Consider the following 19,267-nt stretch of genomic DNA (forward strand, 5'->3'; position numbering starts at 1 on the left):
TCACGCTTCCGGCAGGTCCGGACGCTCAGAGCGCGGGGACGGCCGCAAGGGACCTAGGTCACGCGAAGACCGGGACTCAGGTGAGTTTCGTGGTCCGCGAGGCCACCGCCCCCGCGACCACCGCCCACACCGTCAAGACGAGCATGGGCCCGGGAGCGAACGAACCGTCCACCAAAGCGGCCCGCATCCCCTCCGCCAGTGCCCCCGACGGCAGCAGCTCCACCACCCGGGCCAGTCCCGACGGCAACGACGAAGGCGCCAGCAGGATCCCGCCCGCCAGCAGCAGCACGAACCACACGATGTTCGCCAGCGCCAGCACCGCCTCGGCCCGCAACGCTCCGCCCAGCAACACGCCCAGCGCGCCGAATGCCAAAGTGCCGAGCACCAGCAGCACCACGGCCGACAGCAGACCCGCGAGAGACGGCGACCACCCCAGGAACGCCGCCACCACGCCGATGATCACCGACTGCAGGGCCACCACCACCAGCGCCGCCGCGAGACGGCCCGCCACCAGCAACCAGCGGGGCAGCGCCGTCGCCGACAAGCGCTTCAGGACTCCGTAGCGCCGGTCGAAGCCCAGTGCGATCGCCTGGCCGGTGAACGCCGAGGACATCACCGCCAGGGCCAGGATCCGGGGCGTGATCCAGTCCACGCGCGGAACCGGGCCCAGTGACGACGCCGGCAGGATGTCCAGCAGGGACAGGCCGATCAGCAGCGCCAGCGGGATCAGCAGCGTCAGCAGCACCTGCTCGCCGTGGCGCAACGTCAAGCTGACCTCGACGCGCGCGTGCGTGCGCAGCATCCGGCCCAGCGAACCCCGGCCGGGTGCGGGGGTGAACGTCCCAGGCGCGAAAGTCATGCCCGCAGCTCCCGTCCGGTCAGCTCCAGGAAGACCTCTTCCAGCGTCCGCTTGCCCACCTGCAGCTCCTCCGGCAGCACGCCCTGCTGCGCGCACCACGCCGTCACCGTCGACACCACCTGCGGGTCGACCGAGCCCACCACCACGTACGTCCCCGGTGCCGACTCGCGCACCGCGTAACCCTCCGGCAGCGCCGCCTCCAGCAGGGCCGTGTCGAGCCTCGTGCGGGCCTTGAAGCGCAGGCCCGCGTTGCCCGTCTCGTCCACCGTGAGCGTCTGTGGCGCCCCCGAGACCACCACCTTGCCGTGGTCGACGATCACCACCGTGTCCGCCAGCGCCTCGGCCTCCTCCATCAGGTGCGTGGTCAGCAGCACCGAGACGCCGTCGGCGCGCAGCGCGCCCAGCAGGTCCCACACCAGGCGCCTGGCCTGGGGGTCCATGCCCGCCGTCGGCTCGTCGAGGAACACCAGCTCCGGGCGCCCGACCAGGGCGCAGGCCAGCGACAGCCGCTGCTGCTGCCCACCGGACAGGCGCTTGAACGGGGTGCGGCGGACCGAAGCCAGCCCGAGGACGTCCAGCAGCCACGCCGGGTCCAGCGGGGACGCCGCGCACGAGGCCACCAGGCGGAGCATCTCGTCCGCCCGGACGCCCGGGTACGCGCCGCCGCCCTGGGGCATGATGCCGACGCGGGGGCGCAGCGCCGAAGACTCGCGGACCGGGTCGAGGCCGAGCACGCGCACCGAACCCGCGTCAGGTTTCGAGAACCCTTCGCAGAGCTCGACGGTGGTGGTCTTGCCGGCCCCGTTCGGGCCGAGCAGGGCGAGCAGGCTGCCGCGCTCCATCCGCAGGTCGAGACCGTCGACCGCGCGGGTGGAGCCGTAGCTTTTGACCAGCCCGGTGATCTCGACGGCAGGGGCACTCACATCGGGTCACGATACGGCGTCGACCGGCTCGGGCACCCGCGGGGACGGCTTGGAGAGCAACACGGGAGCGAGCCGCCGCACGACCAGCATCCCGGTGCCGCAGACGACGATCGCCGCGACGTAGGCGAACGGCAGCACGTACGGGCGGCCGTCGAAGGTGCTGCCGGTCGGCGGGAGCAGGAACGGCAGGGCCGCGCTGATCACCGTCGCGGCGACCCGGAACCTCGACGTCCCGGCCGCGGCGGCCAGCGGGATGACCGCCCACAGCAGGTACCACGGCTGCAGGTTGATCTGCAGGAGCATGACCGCGCCCAGGGCGACGCCGAGCCCGATGATCGGCCGGTAGCGCCACTTGAAGCTGTCCCAGAGGAACTTGAAGGTGATCCCGACCGCCACGAGGTAGCCGAGCGCGCCGAGGATCGGCACCAGCGCGTTCGTGTGGTTGCCCAGGCCCAGCGCGATGCCGAGGACGCCGGCGAGGTTGGCCAGCTCCGCGGTGGGGGAGATCCAGGACCGGACCAGCCCGGGTGTGTTGAACGTCGCCCCGACCCAGCCGAAGCCGAGCCCGGTGCCGAAGCAGACGACGACCAGCACCACGCCGAACCACAGCGCCATCGGGGCGCCGGCCACGAACAGGTCCTTGAGCCGCCCGTGCCAGCGCCGCGCCACCATCACCGCGAAGAACGGCAGCGCGAACACCGCGGGCAGCTTCACCGCCACACCGAGGGTGATGATCGCGACCCCGAGCCCGATGTAGAGCAGCTCGCCGCGGGCCAGCGGGGGCGGTGTGTCGCCCTTCACCCGGATCGGCAGCCGCCGGATGCCGATCTCCAGCCCGGCGAGCATCAGGCCGACGGCGAGCGAGTCGTTGTGGGCACCGGCCACGAAGTGGAAGATCAGCAGCGGGTTCAGCGCGCCGAGCCACAGCGCGGTCGCGGGCTGGACGCCGAAGCGGCGGGCCAGCCGGGGCAGCGCCCAGACGATGAGCACCACGCCGGCGAGCGCGAGCAGCCGCTGCAGCAGCACGCCGACCGCGATGCTGTTGCCCGCCAAGGGCGCCAGCCAGCCGCCGAGGCGCAGCACCAGTGGCCCGTACGGCGCGGGCGTCTCGCGCCACATGTTCGACACGCCCGCGGTGAACGGGTCCGCGACGCCGAGCGCCTGCGCCGGGCCGAGGACGTACGGGTCCATCCCGCGGTGCACGATCTCGCTCTGCGCGAGGTAGCTGTAGACGTCCCGGGAGAACAGCGGCGGGATGACCAGCAGCGGCAGCACCCACAGCGCGATGGTGCGCGCGAGCTGCCCCTGCGACGCCAGCCGCTCCCGGCTGGGCTGGGCGAACCGGCCGAGCATCAGCCAGCTCAGCACCAGGATGCCCATCCCGGAGATGGCGATGGCGAGCGACACCGTCGGGATCCGGGTGAACAGCCGCAGCACCGGGATCTCCTGCACCGGGTTGATCACCGGGGCCGCGCCCGCGCCGAGCGAGCCGAGCGCGAGGAACAGCGACCCGACGGTGCCGAAGCGGCGGACGACGTTCAGCCCGCGCTGCTCGTCGGCCTCCAGGGGAAGCGGTTCGCGGGGGCGGACGGGCGAGAGCGTCACGGGGTGGGCACTGCCGGTTTCGAGCCGTGCCACTTGCTGCTCCTGTTCACCCACTGCCACGGGTGCAGGGTATCGGGCCCGCCGGCGAGTGAGTCGGATCACTGCCGGACACCCCGCCTTTGCGGGTCACCCCGAAATAAGACACACTTGTGTTGTGAAAAAGACGGAGGCGAGTGACCAGGCGGGCGGCGACATGCCCCGCGCCGCACACCCGCACGTCCCGTCGCAGGTCAGCGCCGAGGGCAAGACCCGGCACGAGGTCGCCCGGCTGCTGCTGGAACAGGGTCCCATGACCGCCGTCGTGGTCGCCGAGCAGCTCGGGATCAGCCCCACCGCCGTCCGGCGGCACCTCGACGCGCTTCTCGCGGATGGCGAAGCCGAGACGCGCGACGCACCCCGCCGCGGGCCACGGGGCCGGGGCCGGCCCGCGAAGCTCTTCCTGCTGACCGAGCCGGGCCGCGCCCGCTTCGGGCACGCCTACGACGACCTGGCCGTCTCCGCGATCCGCTTCCTGGCCGAGCACGCCGGGGAGGACGCCGTGCGCGCCTTCGCCGAGCGGCGCATCGAGAAGCTGGTCGGGCCGCACCGCTCCGCGATCACCGCACCGGGTGATCCCGCGGCGCGCGCGGAGGCCCTCGCGGCCGCGCTGAGCAGGGAAGGCTACGCTGCGTCGACCCGCCAGGTCGGTGCCCCGGCTCCTGGTCAGAACGTGGGCGCGCAGCTCTGCCAGCACCACTGTCCGGTCGCCCACGTGGCCGCGGAGTTCCCGCAGCTCTGCGAGGCCGAGACGGAGGCGTTCGCGCAGCTGCTGGGCACCCACGTCCAGCGGCTGGCGACCATCGCGCGCGGGGACTCCGCGTGCACCACCCACGTACCCGTCACGGCGGGTCAGCCGGCCCATCCCGAGCCGGCGAGAACGGTGTCCCCCGAGGGGCACACAGCACGGATCCCGAATGGAGGGAAACCCGCATGACTGCCGCTGCCGAGCAGCGCACTCCCACCACCGCGCCACTGAGCCAGGAAGAGACCATCGAGTCCCTTGGCAAGTACGCGTTCGGCTGGGCGGACTCCGACGAGGCGGGCGCCAGCGCCCGTCGCGGGCTGAACGAGGACGTCGTCACCGACATCTCCTCGAAGAAGTCCGAGCCGGAGTGGATGCGCGAAGCGCGACTGAAGGCGCTCAAGCTCTTCGAGAAGAAGCCCATGCCCAACTGGGGGGCCGACCTCTCCGGGATCGACTTCGACAACATCAAGTACTTCGTGCGGTCCACGGAGAAGCAGGCCACCTCCTGGGAGGAACTGCCCGAGGACATCAAGAACACCTACGACAAGCTCGGCATCCCCGAGGCGGAGAAGCAGCGCCTCGTCGCCGGGGTCGCCGCGCAGTACGAGTCCGAGGTCGTCTACCACCAGATCCGCGAGGACCTGGAGGAGCAGGGCGTGATCTTCCTGGACACCGACTCGGGCCTGCGCGAGCACCCCGAGCTGTTCCAGGAGTACTTCGGCTCGGTCATCCCGGCCGGTGACAACAAGTTCTCCGCGCTGAACACGGCGGTGTGGTCCGGCGGCTCGTTCATCTACGTGCCGAAGGGCGTGCACGTCGAGATCCCGCTGCAGGCCTACTTCCGGATCAACACCGAGAACATGGGCCAGTTCGAGCGCACCCTGATCATCGTCGACGAAGGTGCGTACGTGCACTACGTCGAGGGTTGCACGGCGCCGATCTACCAGTCCGACTCGCTGCACTCGGCGGTCGTGGAGATCATCGTCAAGAAGGGCGCCCGCTGCCGCTACACGACCATCCAGAACTGGTCGAACAACGTCTACAACCTGGTCACCAAGCGCGCCAAGTGCGAAGAGGGCGCGACCATGGAATGGATCGACGGCAACATCGGTTCCAAGGTGACGATGAAGTACCCGTCGGTGTTCCTCATGGGCGAGCACGCCAAGGGCGAGGTCCTGTCGGTCGCGTTCGCGGGCGAGGGCCAGCACCAGGACGCGGGCGCCAAGATGGAGCACCTCGCGCCGCACACGTCCTCGACCATCGTGTCGAAGTCGGTGGCGCGCGGCGGCGGCCGCACCTCCTACCGCGGCCTGGTCCGCGTGGCGAAGCGGGCGCACCACTCGCGCTCCAGCGTCGTCTGCGACGCGCTGCTGGTGGACACCATCTCGCGCTCGGACACGTACCCGTACGTGGACATCCGCAACGACGAGGTGTCCATGGGCCACGAGGCCACGGTGTCCAAGGTCAGCGAGGACCAGCTGTTCTACCTGATGTCGCGCGGCCTCGACGAGGCCGAGGCGATGGCGATGATCGTGCGCGGCTTCGTCGAGCCGATCGCCCGTGAGCTGCCGATGGAGTACGCGCTCGAGCTGAACCGCCTGATCGAGCTCCAGATGGAAGGGTCCGTCGGCTAGTCATGTCGGTTACCGAGAACAACGTTTCCGAAGCTCTTCGCGAGGGGGCCGTCATTCCGGCGGCCTCCCGCGCGGAGCGCTTCACCTCCTACGACGTCGAGGCCTTCGAGGTCCCCGGTGGTCGTGAGGAGAACTGGCGCTTCACCCCGATGAAGCGCCTTCGCGGCTTGCACGACGGCAGCGCCGTCGCCACCGGCGAGATCACCCTCGAAGCCGAGGCCGCGCCCGAGCTGAAGATCGAGTCGGTCGGCCGGGACGACGAGCGGCTGGGCGCCGCGGGCGTCCCGAGCGACCGGATCGCCGCGCAGGCGTACTCGTCCTTCACCAAGGCCACCGTCGTGACGGTGCCGAAGGAGACGAAGGCGTCGAAGCCGTCCGTGCTGCGGATCCACGGCCCGGGCGAGGGCCAGGTCGCGTACGGGCACCTGCAGGTCCGCGCCGAGGCCTTCGCCGAAGCCGTCATCGTGCTCGACCACGTCGGCTCCGGCACCTACGCCGACAACGTCGAGTTCGTCATCGGCGACGGCGCCAAGGTCACCGTGGTCAGCGTCCAGGACTGGGCCGACGACGCGGTGCACGTCTCCGAGCAGCACCTGAAGCTGGGCCGCGACGCCGCGCTGCGGCACACCGTGATCACCCTGGGCGGTGACCTGGTCCGCGTCTCGCCGACGGCGACCTTCGCCGACAAGGGCGGCGACGTCGAGATGCTCGGTGTCTACTTCGCCGACGCCGGCCAGCACCAGGAGCACCGCCTCTTCGTCGACCACGCGGTCCCGAACTGCCGCTCGCGCGTGATGTACAAGGGCGCGCTGCAGGGCGAAGACGCGCACACGGTGTGGATCGGCGACGTCCTGATCCGCGCGGCTGCCGAGGCCACCGACACCTACGAGCTCAACCGCAACCTGGTGCTCACGCCGGGCGCCCGCGCGGACTCGGTGCCGAACCTCGAGATCGAGACCGGCGAGATCGAAGGCGCCGGCCACGCGAGCGCGACGGGAAGGTTCGACGACGAGCAGTTGTTCTACCTGCAGTCGCGCGGGATCGCCGAAGAAGCCGCGCGGCGCCTGGTCGTGCGCGGGTTCTTCCACGAGATCCTGGTGAAGATCGACGTGCCCGAGGTGCGTGAGCGCCTCGAAGCCGCGATCGAAGCCGAACTTGAAGCCGTTGGCGCCTGACCGCCCTCTCTGACTTAGGAAAACGAAGAATGGCTACCCTGGAAATCAAGGACCTCCACGCCTCGGTCACGACCGACGAGGGCGCCAAGGAGATCCTCAAGGGCGTCAACCTGACCATCAAGTCGGGCGAGACGCACGCGATCATGGGCCCGAACGGCTCGGGCAAGTCCACGCTGTCCTACGCGATCGCCGGGCACCCGAAGTACGAAGTCACCTCGGGCGAGGTGCTCCTCGACGGCGAGAACGTCCTCGAGATGAGCGTCGACGAGCGTGCCCGCGCCGGTCTCTTCCTGGCCATGCAGTACCCGGTCGAGGTGCCCGGCGTGTCCATGTCCAACTTCCTCCGCACCGCGGCCACCGCGGTCCGTGGCGAGGCCCCCAAGCTGCGCCACTGGGTCAAGGAGGTCAAGGAGGAGATGGGCAAGCTCGAGATCTCGCAGGAGTTCGCCGAGCGCTCGGTCAACGAGGGCTTCTCGGGCGGCGAGAAGAAGCGCCACGAGATCCTGCAGCTGGCGCTGCTCAAGCCGAAGTTCGCCATCCTCGACGAGACCGACTCCGGTCTCGACGTCGACGCCCTGCGCGTCGTGTCCGAGGGTGTCAACGCGTACAAGGCTTCGAGCGAGGTCGGCGTCATGCTGATCACGCACTACACCCGGATCCTGCGGCACATCACGCCGGACTTCGTGCACGTCTTCGCCGGCGGCAAGATCGTCGAGTCGGGCGGCAAGGAGCTGGCCGACGAGCTGGAGGAGAACGGCTACGTCAAGTACGTGGGCAAGCCCGAGCCCGCCGCGCTCTGACTTTTTCCCGTACTACACCGAGAAGAGAGGAGTCGGCCCGATGACCACCACCTCGGCCGGTTCTCTGCCACTGGACGTGGCGGCCCTGAAGGCCGACTTCCCCATCCTGTCACGCACGGTTCGTGACGGGAAACCCTTGGTGTACCTGGACTCCGGGGCGACTTCGCAACGCCCGACGGCGGTGCTCGACGCCGAACGCGACTACGTCGTGACGTCGAACGCGGCCGTCCACCGCGGCGCGCACCAGCTGTCGGAAGAAGCGACCGACGCGTACGAGTCCGCCCGGGCGAAGATCGCCGAGTTCGTCGGCGCCGACGCCGAGGAGCTGGTGTTCACCAAGAACGCCACCGAGGGCATCAACCTGGTCGCCTACTCGTTCGGCAACGCCGCCACCGCGGGCCCCGAAGCCGCGCGGTTTGTGGTCGGGCCGGGTGACGAGATCGTCGTCACCGAGATGGAGCACCACGCGAACCTCGTGCCGTGGCAGCAGCTGTGCCAGCGCACCGGGGCGACGCTGAAGTGGTTCAAGGTGACCCCTGAGGGCCGCCTCGATCTGTCCGATGTGGACGAGCTGATCACGCCGCGCACCAAGGTGGTCGCGTTCGCGCACCAGTCGAACGTGCTCGGCACGGTCAACCCGGTCTCGCTCCTGGTCGAGAAGGCCAAGGCCGTCGGCGCGTTCACCGTGCTGGACGCCTGCCAGTCGGTGCCGCACTTCGCGGTCGACTTCCACGCCCTCGGCGTCGACTTCGCCGCGTTCTCGGGCCACAAGATGCTCGGCCCGTCCGGCATCGGCGTCCTCTACGGCCGCACCGAGCTGCTCGAAGCGATGCCGCCGTTCCTCACCGGCGGGTCGATGATCGAGATGGTGCGGATGGAGGGCTCGACCTTCGCGCCGCCGCCGCAGCGGTTCGAGGCCGGCGTGCCGATGACGTCGCAGGCCATCGGCCTCGGCGCGGCCGTCGACTACCTCTCGGCCATCGGCATGGACCGGATCGCGGCGCACGAGCACCAGCTCGCCGCGGCCGCCATCGAGGGCATCGGCGCGATCCCGGGTGTCCGGATCATCGGGCCGACCGACCTGAAGGACCGCGGCGCGACCGTGTCGTTCGTGATCGACGGCGTGCACCCGCACGACGCCGGCCAGGTGCTCGACAGCCTCGGCATCGCCGTGCGCGTCGGCCACCACTGCGCGTGGCCGCTGCACCGGGCCTGCAATGCGCAGGCGACCGTGCGCGCGTCGTTCTACCTCTACAACGACCTGTCCGAAGTGGACGCGCTGGTGGCCGGGATCCGCGAGGCGCAGAAGTTCTTCGGGGTGGGCCAGTGAACCTGGAGAGCATGTACCAGGAGATCATCCTGGACCACTACAAGAACCCGCACGGGCGCGGCCTCCGCGACCCGTTCGACGCCGAGTCGTTCCAGGTCAACCCGACCTGCGGCGACGAGGTGACGCTGCGGGTCAAGCTCGAAGACGGGAAGGTCGCCGACGTCTCCTACGACGGCCAGGGCTGTTCGATCAGCCAGGCGTCGACGTCGGTCTTGACGGATCTCGTCGTCGGCCACACGATCGAGGAGGCGTTCACCACCATGGACGCCTTCGTGGAATTGATGCAGGGCAAAGGAAAGGTTGAGCCGGACGAGGACGTGCTGGAGGACGGGGTCGCCTTCGCGGGCGTCGCCAAGTACCCCGCCCGCGTGAAGTGCGCCCTCCTCGGCTGGATGGCTTTCAAGGACGCCGTCGCCCGGACGAGCAGTGGAGCTGAACAGGCATGACCGAAGAAACCGCCACTCGTGAGGGGCGCACCGCCGCCGACCTCGACGCCGAGACCACCGCGAAGCAGGACCTCGACCTCGCCAAGATCGAGGACGTCGAAGAGGCCATGCGCGACGTCGTCGACCCGGAGCTCGGCATCAACGTCGTCGACCTCGGCCTGGTCTACGACATCCGCGTCGAGCCGGACAACACCGCGACCCTCGACATGACGCTCACCTCGGCGGCCTGCCCGCTGACCGACGTCATCGAGGACCAGACGTCGGCGGCGCTGACCAGCGGCGGCCTGGTCAAGGACTTCCGGATCAACTGGGTCTGGATGCCGCCGTGGGGCCCGGAAAAGATCACCGAGGACGGCCGCGAGCAGCTGCGCGCCCTCGGCTTCACCGTCTGAGTTCTTCTTTTTCGCCGAGCGGGTCACCCTTCCGGGTGGCCCGCTTCGCGTATAACGACATATACCAGGCGACGGCGTAGAGCGTGAGTGCGGCGAAGAACCCGCTACCGGCTCCGGTGACCGCCAGGTAGGTCGCGTTCCCGGCCACGCCGGCCCGGGTCATCGGGTCGTGGTGGGCCAGGAACGGCAGCACCTGCGCCAGGGCGCCGGCGAGCGCGCCGGCCGCCAGGGACACCGTGACGGCCGTGCGGTGGCGGGTGCCCGGCGGGACCGGGCGGGTGGGCGCGCCGCGGTACCAGCGCACCAGCCACCACGCGAGCACCGCGGCACCGGCGATCGTGCTGACCAGTTGGATCAGCCGCCCGACGTCCACGCCGGTGACCAGCGGGACCCGGAGGAACGCGAACCCGCCGCTTTCGTGGGTGAACGCGTCCCAGCCGACGTGCGTGAAAGCACCGAGGACGAGCGACAGCGCGATCCAGCCGGGCCGCCTCCAGCCGAAGTGGCGGGGGAGCCGTTCGGCGAGCGGTCTCGGCGCCAGCGCCAGCAGCGGCCGCTTGAACACGATGTGGAACACGGCCAGCAGGAGCAGGGCGATGAGCGGGTCGAGCCAGAGGGCCGAGGCGAATTCGTGGGTTTTGCTCAGGCCGACGTCGGGCAGCAGCCGCGGGACGAACCAGAAGACGTCCGGCGCGACCGACCCGGCGACGAGCGCCGAGGGCACCAGCGGCCGTTTCGCGAAGGGCAGCACGGCGGCGGGATGACTGAGCGTGAACGGCACGGGAGCCAGTATCCCGGGGTGGTCCTGCGGTCGATCGTCCTGTTCCTGGCCACGGCGGTGTGCGAGATCGGCGGAGTGCCGGCCCTGGGTGTCTACGGGTTCGTGGCGACCCTGCGGCCCGACGCCCCCTTCGGCCGCACCCTCGCCGCGTACGGCGGGGTGTTCGTCGCGGTGATCATGTCCGGGCCGCGCGGCGGGTAACACCGCAGGGGGCCGACTTTCGGCCGTGGCCGGGGTGGTGGTGACCTTCTAACCTGATCGCGCGAACCACGGTGAAGTGCTCTCTTAATCCGACAAAGGAGACACGATGAACGGACGCGTGCTCGGCCGGATCGTGGCGGTGGCCACGGCCGTCGCGGCCCCGCTGGTGCTGGCTCCGGTTGCTTCGGCGGCCGCCGTCACGACGCTGTACTACAGCTCCTCGGGTGCCCCGGACTACCTGGCGCAGATCGACCAGGGCGCGGCCAACTGGAACGCGGCGGTCACCGACGTGAAGCTGGTCAAGCGCACCACGAGCGCGACGATCGTGTTCCACGAGGTCCACAGCGGCGGCTCGTACACGAACACGAACGGCCACGGCCGCGGCCAGATCTACCTGGACACGAGCCAGGTCGCGGAGGGCTTCGACCCGACCCGCATCGCGGCCCACGAACTGGGCCACAACCTGGGCCTCCCGGACCACTACAGCGGCCCGTGCACGGAACTGATGTCGGGCCACGGCCCGGGAACGGCGTGCAAGAACGCGAACCCGTCCTCCGCCGAGGCGGCGAAGGTGCAGTCGTTGTGGGTCAACGGGTTGACGGCGGCGACGGCCGAGACTCGCACCGCGCACTGAGCTGACCCGGATGCGGCCTCCGGCGCCGGAGGCCGCATCCGGTTCCACCGCAAGAGGAAGGCGCCCACCGCGCGGACTATCCATTGTGGAGCGATGACGGGACGGCTCGGGCTTCGTGGCACCGGCCCGCTGATTCGGGCAGCATGGTCGGCATGACTGCCGCCTACGACGAGTTCGCCGCGGCCTATACGGCCGAGAACGAAGCCAGCCTGATGAACGCCTACTACGAGCGGCCCGCGACCCTCGCGCTCGCCGGTGACGTGGCGGGCCGCCGGATCCTCGACGCCGGCTGCGGGTCGGGGCCGCTGTTCGCGGAGCTGCGGGCGAAGGGCGCGGTCGTCAGCGGGTTCGACCAGAGCGCCGGGATGATCGAGCACGCCCGGCGGCTGCTGGGGGCGGACGCGGACCTGCGGGTCGCCGACCTGGCCGACCCGCTGCCGTTCCCCGACGCCGAGTTCGACGACGTCGTCGCGTCGCTGGTGCTGCACTACCTGCGCGACTGGGAGCCGGTGCTCGCCGAGTTCCGGCGCGTGCTGAAGCCCGGCGGCCGGCTGATCGCCTCGGTCAACCACCCGATGATGGTCAACCTGACGCACCGCCACGAAGGGCCCCGGCCGGACTACTTCGCGCAGTACACCTGGACCGACGAGTTCGAGCTGCGCGGCCACAAGGCGCGCATGACGTTCTGGAACAAGCCGCTGCACGCGATGACCGACGCCTTCACCGCGGCCGGCTTCCGGATCGCGGTGATCAGCGAGCCGCACCCGGTGCCGGCCGCCCGGGAGCTGTTCCCGGGCGACTTCGAAATCCTCGACACCTTCCCGAGCTTCCTGTTCTTCGTCCTGGCAGCGGAGTAGGCGTCAGTCGAGGCAGAACTCGTTGCCCTCGACGTCCTGCATGTTCTGGCACGACTCGTTTTCCTCGTCGGCGAGCAGGAGCTGCCCGCGGACCGCGCCGAGCTTCTCCAGCCGCGCGCACTCGGCCTCCAGCGCCGCCAGCCGCTCTTCGCCGACGAGCCCCGTGCCGACCCGGACGTCGAGGTGCACGCGGTTCTTGACGACCTTGCCTTCGGGTACCTGCTGGAAGTACAGCCGCGGGCCCACCCCGGTCGGGTCGGTGCAGGCGACGCCGCTGCTGTGGAGCTCGTAACCGAGCACCTCGCACCAGAACCGGGCGACCCGCTCCGGATCCGCGCAGTCGAAGGTGACCTGGACCTGCCTGACCGACGTCATGAGGCCCACCCTAGGGGGCGTGAGCAACCGAATTCAGCCGAGGTCGTCGAGCAGGGCCTGGATCGCCGCCGCCATCGCCGCCGGGTCGCCGTCGCCGGGTCGCAGCACGAGATCGGGTGACGACGGGCGCTCGTAGGGCGCGTCGATGCCGGTGAACCCGGTGATCTCCCCGGCGCGAGCCTTCGCGTACATGCCCTTCGGGTCACGCGCCTCGCACACCTCCAGGGGCGTGTCGACGAAGACCTCCACGAACGGCAGCCCGTCGTGGATCGCCCGCGCCCGGGCGCGATCCTCCGAGTACGGGCTGATCAGCGACGCGATCGCCACCACGCCGGCGTCCGCGAACAGCCGCGCCACCTCCGCCACCCGCCGGACGTTCTCCGCCCGGTCCGCCGGGCTGAACCCCAGCCCGGCGTTGAGCCCGTGCCGCAGGTTGTCGCCGTCCAGCAGGTAGGCCGGGCGGCCCGCCGCGACCAGCCGGCGCTCCAGCTCGACCGCCACCGACGACTTGCCCGACGCCGACAGCCCGGTGAGCCACACCGTCGCGCCGCGGGTCGGGCGGTCCTCGCGCCGCACCGCCGCGGTGTGCCAGACGACCGGGGAGGCGACCGCGCCGGTGATCATGCCCGCCGCGACCGTGTCGCCGGTGTGCTCGTCGACCAGCAGGAAGCCGCCGGTGGCCCGGTTGCGGCGGTAGGGGTCGAACAGCAGCGGCGACCGGGTGCGCAGCCGGATGCGGCCGATGTCGTTCAGGGACAGCGCTTCCGCCGTCTCGTCGCGGTGCAGGGTGGTGACGTCGAGGCGGTACTCCAGCCGCTCGACCGTGCCCCGCGTCTCGGTCGTCGTGTGGCGCACCGCGTAGGTCGCGCCCGGCGTCAGGGCGGCCCGCTCGGAGAACCAGCAGACCAGCGCGTCCACCTCACGGGCCGACTCGGCGCGGTTGCCGGGGCGGCACAGCATCGCCCCGCGGCCGAGGTCGAGGTCGTCGGCCAGCTCCACGGCCACCGCCTGCCCGGTGAACGCCTCTTCGAGGGGCTGCCCGCCGGGTCCCCAGACCGCGCGCACCTTCGACGTGAAGCCCGACGGCAGCGCCACGACCTCGTCGCCCGGCTTGAACACCCCGCCCGCGATGGTGCCCGCGTAGCCGCGGAAGTCGGACCGGCGGATGACGTACTGCACCGGGAACCGCGCGTCGATGAGGTTGCGGTCGGAAGCGACGTGCACCTCCTCCAGCTGGTGCAGCAGCGAAGTGCCTTCGTACCACGGCATGCTCGCGCTGCGGTGGACGACGTTGTCGCCGTGCAGCGCCGAGACCGGCACGAACGTCAGGTCGGCGACGTCGAGCTTCATCGCGAACCGGCGGAAGTCCTCGCGGATCTCGTCGAACCGCTCCTGGGACCACTCGACGAGGTCCATCTTGTTCACGCACACCACGAGGTGCCCGATCCCGAGCAGCGAGGCGAGGAACGCGTGCCGTCGCGACTGCTCCAGCACGCCCTTGCGCGCGTCGACGAGGATCAGCGCCAGGTCGGCGGTGGACGCGCCGGTCACCATGTTCCGCGTGTACTGCAGGTGCCCCGGCGTGTCGGCGATGATGAACTTGCGCTTGGGCGTGGCGAAGTAGCGGTGGGCGACGTCGATCGTGATGCCCTGCTCGCGCTCGGCCCGCAGCCCGTCGGTGAGCAGCGCGAGGTCCGGGTAGTCCTCGCCGCGGTCCCGGCTGGCGCGTTCGACGGCGGCGAGCTGGTCGGTGAAGATCGCCTTCGAGTCGAACAGCAGCCGCCCGATCAACGTCGACTTGCCGTCGTCGACGCTCCCGGCGGTGGCGATCCGCAGCAGCTGCATCAGAAGTAGCCCTCTCGCTTGCGGTCTTCCATGCCTGCTTCGGAAATCCGGTCGTCGGCGCGCGTGGCCCCGCGCTCGGTGACGCGGGTGGCGGCCACCTCGGCGACCACTTCGGACGGAGTCGTCGCCGAGGACTCGACGCAGCCGGTGCAGGTGGCGTCGCCGACGGTCCGGAAGCGCACGGTGGCTTCGTACGGGGTCTCGCCGTCCACAAGGGACAGGAAGCGGGTGGCCGCGAGCAGCATGCCGTCGCGCTGGACCACCGGACGGCGGTGCGCGTAGTACAGCGGCGGCAGCGCGATCCGCTCGTCGCGGATGTACTGCCAGACGTCCAGCTCGGTCCAGTTCGACAGCGGGAAGACGCGGATGTGCTCGCCGCGGCGGTGCCGCCCGTTGTAGAGGTTCCACAGCTCCGGGCGCTGCGCCCGCGGGTCCCACTGGCCGTGCTCGTCGCGGAAGCTGAACACGCGCTCCTTCGCGCGGGCCTTCTCCTCGTCGCGGCGGGCGCCGCCGAACACGGCGTCGAAGCCGCCCTCGCGGATCGCCCGCAGCAGCGTCACCGTCTGCAGCCGGTTGCGGCTGGCCCGCGGCCCGGTCTCCTCGACGACGCGGCCGGCGTCGAGGTCGTCCTGCACGCTGGCCACCTCCAGGCGCAGGCCGAGTGCGGCGACGGTCTCGTCGCGGAACCGGATGACCTCGTCGAAGTTGTGGCCGGTGTCGACGTGCAGCACGGGGAACGGCAGGGGCGCGGGCCAGAACGCCTTCGCGGCCGCGTGCAGCATCACCACCGAGTCCTTGCCGCCGGAGAAGAGCAGGACGGGGCGCTCGAAGGTCGCCGCGACTTCGCGGAAGACGTGCACGGCCTCCGACTCGAGCGCGGCCAGGTGCGAGAGCTCGTACGAGGTCACGGACACCGGAAAAAAGTAGAACATGTTCTTGTCTTTGGTCAAGGCGTGCGGGACGCTGGTGGCATGGACCTGGTCGTACTCGAAGAGATCAAGCGGCTGAAGTACCGGTACCTGCGCGGGGTGGACCTGAAGCTGTGGGACGAGGTGGCCGACACCTTCACCGTCGACGCCACGGCCGACTACGGGACCCGTGCGACCGGGAGTGAGGGCAAGCAGTTCGAGGGGCGTGACGCCATCGTCGAGTTCCTCACCCAGAGCCTCGGCAACGGCATCATCACCGTGCACCACGCGGCTCAGCCCGAGATCGACGTCGACGGCGACACCGCGACCGGGCGGTGGTCCTTCACCGACAAGGTCATCGTTCCCGAGTACAAGATGATCGTCGAGGGTGCCGCGTTCTACGAAGACACCTACCGCCGCGAGACCGACGGCGTCTGGCGGATCTCGCACATCGGGTACGTCCGCACCTACGAGACGCTGACGAGTTTCGACAGCATCCCGGGCTTCAAGCTGATCGCGAACCGCTGGGCCGTTCCGGCATGATCGAGAACGAGTTCTCGTTGACCCGGCCGTTCGCCGACGCCATCGTCGAGGCCGAGAAGCTGATCGCGGAAGCGCCGCCGGCGCAGACCGAGCAGGGGCTCCTCGAGGGCTACGACTACCTCGCGGGCAGCATCCGGGCGTCGCTGCAGATGGCCTGGGCCTACCAGCGCGACTTCCCGTACTTCACCGCGTCCACTGGGCCCTACACGAAGATGGGCCTGGACAACCCGGACACGCTGTACTTCAACGCGAACATCCGCGCCGACCGCGAGTACCTGGTCACCGGCGTCCGCGGCACCACCGCCGACCTGAGCTTCCAGGTCCTCAACGGCGACTACTCGCCGGTCGAGGTGCCCGACAGCCTCGCCGCGTTCGACGACCGGGCGATCGAAATCGACGAAGACGGGCGGTTCGAGCTGCGCTTCGGCCCGGCCCGCGACAACCCGCCGCCGAACTACTTCGTCCTCGGCGAAGGCTCGTCGATGCTCGTGGTCCGCGAGGTCTACAGCGACTGGGCGACCGAGCGGAAGGGTGAGATCCGCATCCGGTGCGTCGACACCGCGGGCCAGGCGCCGCCGGTGCCGGACCGGTCCGCGCTGGCCAAGCGCTACGGCGTCACCGGCAAGATCCTGCTGAGCCGGCTGAAGACGTTCCTGGCCTTCCCGAAGTGGTTCTACGACAACCTGCCGGTGAACACGCTGACCGAGCCGCGCTCGACGCCGGGCGGGCTGACCACGCAGTTCTCCTCGGCCGGACACTACGAACTCGGCCCCGAAGAGGCGATGATCGTCACCGTGCCGCGCTGCGCGGACGCGCCCTACCAGGGCATCCAGCTCGGCAGCCGCTGGTACGTCTCCCTGGACTACATCAACCACCAGACGAGCCTCACCGCCGACCAGGCCCGCGTCGACCCGGACGGCAAGCTCCGGTTCGTCGTCGCCGAACGCGACCCTGGCCTGGCGAACTGGCTCGAACTCCTCGGCCACGACCGCGGGTACCTGCAGATCCGCTGGCAGCGGCTGGCCCGCGACCTCGGCCCGGACGACGGCCCGGTCGTCGAGGTGGTCAAGACCGACGAACTGCCCGACCGGCTGCCCTACCACGCCGAAGCCCGCGTGACGCCGGAGGAGTGGGCGGCGAGGATCGCGGCCCGGCAGGACGCCGTCGCCGCCCGGATGCTGGGGTGAACGTGGAGAACGTGTTGCAGGGCAAAGTGGTCGTGGTCTCGGGGATCGGCCCCGGGCTCGGCCGGTCGATCGCCGTGCGCAGTGCGCGGGCCGGCGCGGACGTCGTGCTCGCCGCGCGCACCGAGTCACGGCTGAGCGAGGTCGCGAAGGAGGTGACCGACCTCGGCCGCCGGGCGGTCGCGGTCCGCACCGACATCGACGACGCGGACTCCGCGGCGAACCTGGTGAACGAGGCGGTCGAGGCGTTCGGCCGGGTGGACACCGTGGTGCACAACGCCTTCGCCGTCCCGCCGCTGACCGATCTGGCCACGGTGGACCTCGACGCCGTCCGCGCGGGCTTCGAAACCGCGGCCATCTCCGTGCTCCGGCTGACCCGGCTGTTCCTGCCCGCGCTCAAGGAGAGCAAGGGCTCGCTGGTGATGATCAACTCCGCCGTGCTGCGGCATTCGCGGCGGACGTTCGGCGCCTACAAGATGGCGAAGTCGGCGCTGCTCTCGCTGTCCCAGAGCCTCGCCAGCGAGCTGGGGCCGGACGGCGTGCGCGTCAACACCGTGGCACCCGGGTACATCTGGGGGCCGAACCTCCAGTGGTACTTCGCCTACCTGGCCAAGGAACGCGGCATCACGCCGGAGGACGTCTACGCCGAAACCGCGTCCACGATCGACCTGCGCAAGCTGCCCGAGCCCGACGAGATCGCCGACGCCGTGGTGTTCCTCGCCTCGCCGATGGCGCGCGCGATCACCGGGCAGTGCCTCGACGTCAACGGCGGCGAGTACCACCACTGAGGAGGACGAAATGCTGCCCGGCCGCGAAGACGTGGGCACCGTCGAGGACCTGCACGCCTCGGCGTCGAAGCTCACCGGGCTCGACGACTTCGGCGCCGACGAGTACGTCGAGGGTCTGCGCGTGCTGCTGGAGTCGTACGAGGCGGACGAAGAACTGACGCCGTACGGCAACAAGGTGCACCGGGCGTTCCTGCGCGGTGCTCTGGTCGCACGGCTGCTGAGCGAAGCGTCCTGGAAGCAGAACCCGGCCTACGCCGACGTCCGCATCGAGCGGCCGATCTTCGTCACCGGGCTGCCCCGCACCGGCACGACGGCACTGCACCGGCTGCTCGCCGAGGACCCCGCGCACCAGGGCCTGGAGGTGTGGCTCGCCGAGGTCCCGCAACCGCGCCCGCCGCGGGAGACGTGGGCGGGGAACCCGATCTTCCAGGGCATCCAGGCCGGCTACGAGCGCCACCACGTCGAGCACCCGGAGTTCATGGGCGTGCACCACATGTCCGCCGACCAGGTGGAGGAGTGCTGGCAGCTGCTGCGCCAGTCGATGCGGTCGGTGTCCTTCGAGTGCCTGGCGAACGTGCCGCGGTACTCGCGCTGGCTGGCCAAACAGGACTGGACGGACGCCTACACCCGGCACAAGCGGAACCTGCAGCTGATCGGGCTGCCGGACGCGGGCAAGCGCTGGGTGCTCAAGAACCCGAGCCACCTGTTCGCGCTCGACGCGCTGATGGCGAACTACCCGGACGCGCTGGTGATCCAGACCCACCGCGCGCCGAGCACGATCATGGCGTCGATGTGCAGCCTCGCCGAGAAGGCCGCGGACGGCTGGTCGGCGAAGTTCCGCGGCGAGGTGATCGGCCGCGGGCAGCTCGACCTGTGGGCGCGCGGGGCGGACGAGTTCGGCTGGGCTCGCGAGCGGCACAACCCCGCGCAGTTCTGCGACGTGCGGTACGAGGACTTCGTCGCCGACCCGATCGGCACCGTGTCCACTGTGTACGACCACTTCGGACTGGAGTTCACGCCGGCGGCGCGGTCGGCGATGACGGCGGTGCACGAGGCGAGCCGGGCGGGCGAGCGCAAACCGGTGCACCGCTACAGCCTGGCGGACTTCGGGCTGACGTCCGAGGAGGTCGACGAGCGCTTCGCCAGCTACCTGGCCGCCCACGGGTCGTGAGTGGTAAGGCGGGGGTTAAGCAGCCAAGGAAA

General features: G+C 70.4%; 20 protein-coding genes and 1 pseudogene. 14 read left to right on the forward strand and 7 right to left on the reverse strand.

Annotated features, from left to right (window positions below):
- Positions 1 to 76 precede the first annotated feature (76 nt).
- From ACWEGE_RS43745 to mptB, 3 genes are read right to left on the reverse strand one after another with little or no spacing between them, the layout of a single operon-like run.
- Entirely contained in the window at positions 77 to 859 is a 783-nt protein-coding gene (locus ACWEGE_RS43745) for an ABC transporter permease (protein ID WP_449666417.1), read from the reverse strand.
- The gene (locus ACWEGE_RS43750) at positions 856 to 1,782 is read right to left on the reverse strand and encodes an ABC transporter ATP-binding protein (protein WP_449666418.1); all 927 of its coding nucleotides are present in this window, start codon (positions 1,780 to 1,782) and stop codon (positions 856 to 858) included. The genes ACWEGE_RS43745 and ACWEGE_RS43750 overlap by 4 nt, the downstream gene beginning before the upstream one ends.
- A 6-nt stretch (positions 1,783 to 1,788) precedes the next feature.
- Positions 1,789 to 3,420 carry a polyprenol phosphomannose-dependent alpha 1,6 mannosyltransferase MptB gene (gene mptB, locus ACWEGE_RS43755; RefSeq protein ID WP_449666419.1) on the reverse strand — a complete coding sequence of 544 codons (1,632 nt, stop codon included), beginning with the start codon at positions 3,418 to 3,420 and terminating at the stop codon, positions 1,789 to 1,791.
- A 121-nt stretch (positions 3,421 to 3,541) separates the two neighbouring features.
- On the opposite strand from mptB, the gene ACWEGE_RS43760 reads away from it, so the two are divergent.
- From ACWEGE_RS43760 to ACWEGE_RS43790, 7 genes are read left to right on the forward strand one after another with little or no spacing between them, the layout of a single operon-like run.
- A complete protein-coding gene (locus tag ACWEGE_RS43760) occupies positions 3,542 to 4,360 on the forward strand; it encodes a helix-turn-helix transcriptional regulator (protein ID WP_449666420.1) in 819 nt (272 codons plus the stop codon).
- Positions 4,357 to 5,805 (forward strand): Fe-S cluster assembly protein SufB, encoded by a 1,449-nt coding sequence (sufB, locus tag ACWEGE_RS43765; RefSeq protein WP_003071399.1) that lies wholly within the window; start codon positions 4,357 to 4,359, stop codon positions 5,803 to 5,805. Before ACWEGE_RS43760 ends, sufB begins: the two co-directional genes overlap by 4 nt.
- A gap of 2 nt (positions 5,806 to 5,807) precedes the next feature.
- Positions 5,808 to 6,980: a Fe-S cluster assembly protein SufD gene (gene sufD / locus ACWEGE_RS43770; protein WP_449666421.1), complete on the forward strand. Its 1,173-nt coding sequence runs from the start codon at positions 5,808 to 5,810 to the stop codon at positions 6,978 to 6,980.
- 29 nt (positions 6,981 to 7,009) lie between these two features.
- On the forward strand, positions 7,010 to 7,780 hold the full coding sequence (sufC, locus tag ACWEGE_RS43775; RefSeq protein ID WP_361102571.1) for a Fe-S cluster assembly ATPase SufC: 771 nt from the start codon (positions 7,010 to 7,012) through the stop codon (positions 7,778 to 7,780).
- 40 nt (positions 7,781 to 7,820) lie between these two features.
- On the forward strand, positions 7,821 to 9,110 hold the full coding sequence (locus tag ACWEGE_RS43780; RefSeq protein ID WP_449666422.1) for a cysteine desulfurase: 1,290 nt from the start codon (positions 7,821 to 7,823) through the stop codon (positions 9,108 to 9,110).
- Positions 9,107 to 9,556 carry a Fe-S cluster assembly sulfur transfer protein SufU gene (sufU, locus tag ACWEGE_RS43785; protein ID WP_449666423.1) on the forward strand — a complete coding sequence of 150 codons (450 nt, stop codon included), beginning with the start codon at positions 9,107 to 9,109 and terminating at the stop codon, positions 9,554 to 9,556. The genes ACWEGE_RS43780 and sufU overlap by 4 nt, the downstream gene beginning before the upstream one ends.
- Complete coding sequence (locus tag ACWEGE_RS43790) at positions 9,553 to 9,948, forward strand: metal-sulfur cluster assembly factor (protein ID WP_449666424.1); 396 nt, start codon at positions 9,553 to 9,555, stop codon at positions 9,946 to 9,948. The genes sufU and ACWEGE_RS43790 overlap by 4 nt, the downstream gene beginning before the upstream one ends.
- On the opposite strand, the gene ACWEGE_RS43795 is transcribed toward ACWEGE_RS43790, so the two are convergent.
- A complete protein-coding gene (locus ACWEGE_RS43795; RefSeq protein ID WP_449666425.1) occupies positions 9,938 to 10,729 on the reverse strand; it encodes a DUF4184 family protein in 792 nt (263 codons plus the stop codon). The two genes, ACWEGE_RS43790 and ACWEGE_RS43795, sit on opposite strands and share 11 nt — an antisense overlap.
- Between ACWEGE_RS43795 and ACWEGE_RS43800 the strand changes: the two are divergent.
- The 3 genes and pseudogenes from ACWEGE_RS43800 to ACWEGE_RS43810 all read left to right on the forward strand — a co-directional run.
- A pseudogene (locus ACWEGE_RS43800) lies at positions 10,709 to 10,900 on the forward strand (hypothetical protein); the annotation flags it as partial. The gene ACWEGE_RS43795 and the pseudogene ACWEGE_RS43800 overlap by 21 nt on opposite strands.
- Positions 10,901 to 11,036: 136 nt before the next feature.
- Complete coding sequence (locus ACWEGE_RS43805) at positions 11,037 to 11,564, forward strand: snapalysin family zinc-dependent metalloprotease (protein ID WP_449666426.1); 528 nt, start codon at positions 11,037 to 11,039, stop codon at positions 11,562 to 11,564.
- Positions 11,565 to 11,716: 152 nt separating this feature from the next.
- Entirely contained in the window at positions 11,717 to 12,421 is a 705-nt protein-coding gene (locus tag ACWEGE_RS43810; RefSeq protein WP_449666427.1) for a class I SAM-dependent methyltransferase, read from the forward strand.
- A gap of 3 nt (positions 12,422 to 12,424) precedes the next feature.
- Here ACWEGE_RS43810 and ACWEGE_RS43815 read toward each other — a convergent pair whose 3' ends face one another.
- Genes ACWEGE_RS43815 through cysD form a run of 3 tightly spaced genes read right to left on the reverse strand, consistent with a single transcriptional unit; the run spans position 12,425 to position 15,573 of the window.
- Positions 12,425 to 12,796 carry a VOC family protein gene (locus tag ACWEGE_RS43815; protein WP_449666428.1) on the reverse strand — a complete coding sequence of 124 codons (372 nt, stop codon included), beginning with the start codon at positions 12,794 to 12,796 and terminating at the stop codon, positions 12,425 to 12,427.
- A 33-nt stretch (positions 12,797 to 12,829) separates the two neighbouring features.
- A complete protein-coding gene (cysC, locus tag ACWEGE_RS43820) occupies positions 12,830 to 14,641 on the reverse strand; it encodes an adenylyl-sulfate kinase (RefSeq protein WP_449666429.1) in 1,812 nt (603 codons plus the stop codon).
- The gene (gene cysD / locus ACWEGE_RS43825) at positions 14,641 to 15,573 is read right to left on the reverse strand and encodes a sulfate adenylyltransferase subunit CysD (RefSeq protein WP_449666430.1); all 933 of its coding nucleotides are present in this window, start codon (positions 15,571 to 15,573) and stop codon (positions 14,641 to 14,643) included. Before cysD ends, cysC begins: the two co-directional genes overlap by 1 nt.
- Before the next feature lie 39 nt (positions 15,574 to 15,612).
- Here cysD and ACWEGE_RS43830 point away from each other — a divergent pair, with 39 nt between their 5' ends.
- From ACWEGE_RS43830 to ACWEGE_RS43845, 4 genes are read left to right on the forward strand one after another with little or no spacing between them, the layout of a single operon-like run.
- Positions 15,613 to 16,092 carry a nuclear transport factor 2 family protein gene (locus tag ACWEGE_RS43830; RefSeq protein ID WP_449666431.1) on the forward strand — a complete coding sequence of 160 codons (480 nt, stop codon included), beginning with the start codon at positions 15,613 to 15,615 and terminating at the stop codon, positions 16,090 to 16,092.
- The gene (locus tag ACWEGE_RS43835; protein ID WP_449666432.1) at positions 16,089 to 17,279 is read left to right on the forward strand and encodes a hypothetical protein; all 1,191 of its coding nucleotides are present in this window, start codon (positions 16,089 to 16,091) and stop codon (positions 17,277 to 17,279) included. The genes ACWEGE_RS43830 and ACWEGE_RS43835 overlap by 4 nt, the downstream gene beginning before the upstream one ends.
- Positions 17,276 to 18,064, forward strand: a complete 789-nt coding sequence (locus ACWEGE_RS43840; RefSeq protein ID WP_449666433.1) for an SDR family oxidoreductase — start codon at positions 17,276 to 17,278, stop codon at positions 18,062 to 18,064. The genes ACWEGE_RS43835 and ACWEGE_RS43840 overlap by 4 nt, the downstream gene beginning before the upstream one ends.
- A gap of 10 nt (positions 18,065 to 18,074) precedes the next feature.
- Positions 18,075 to 19,235 (forward strand): sulfotransferase family protein, encoded by a 1,161-nt coding sequence (locus tag ACWEGE_RS43845; RefSeq protein WP_449666434.1) that lies wholly within the window; start codon positions 18,075 to 18,077, stop codon positions 19,233 to 19,235.
- The last annotated feature ends 32 nt before the right edge of the window (positions 19,236 to 19,267 follow it).

The organism is Amycolatopsis sp. NPDC004747, from assembly GCF_053601335.1.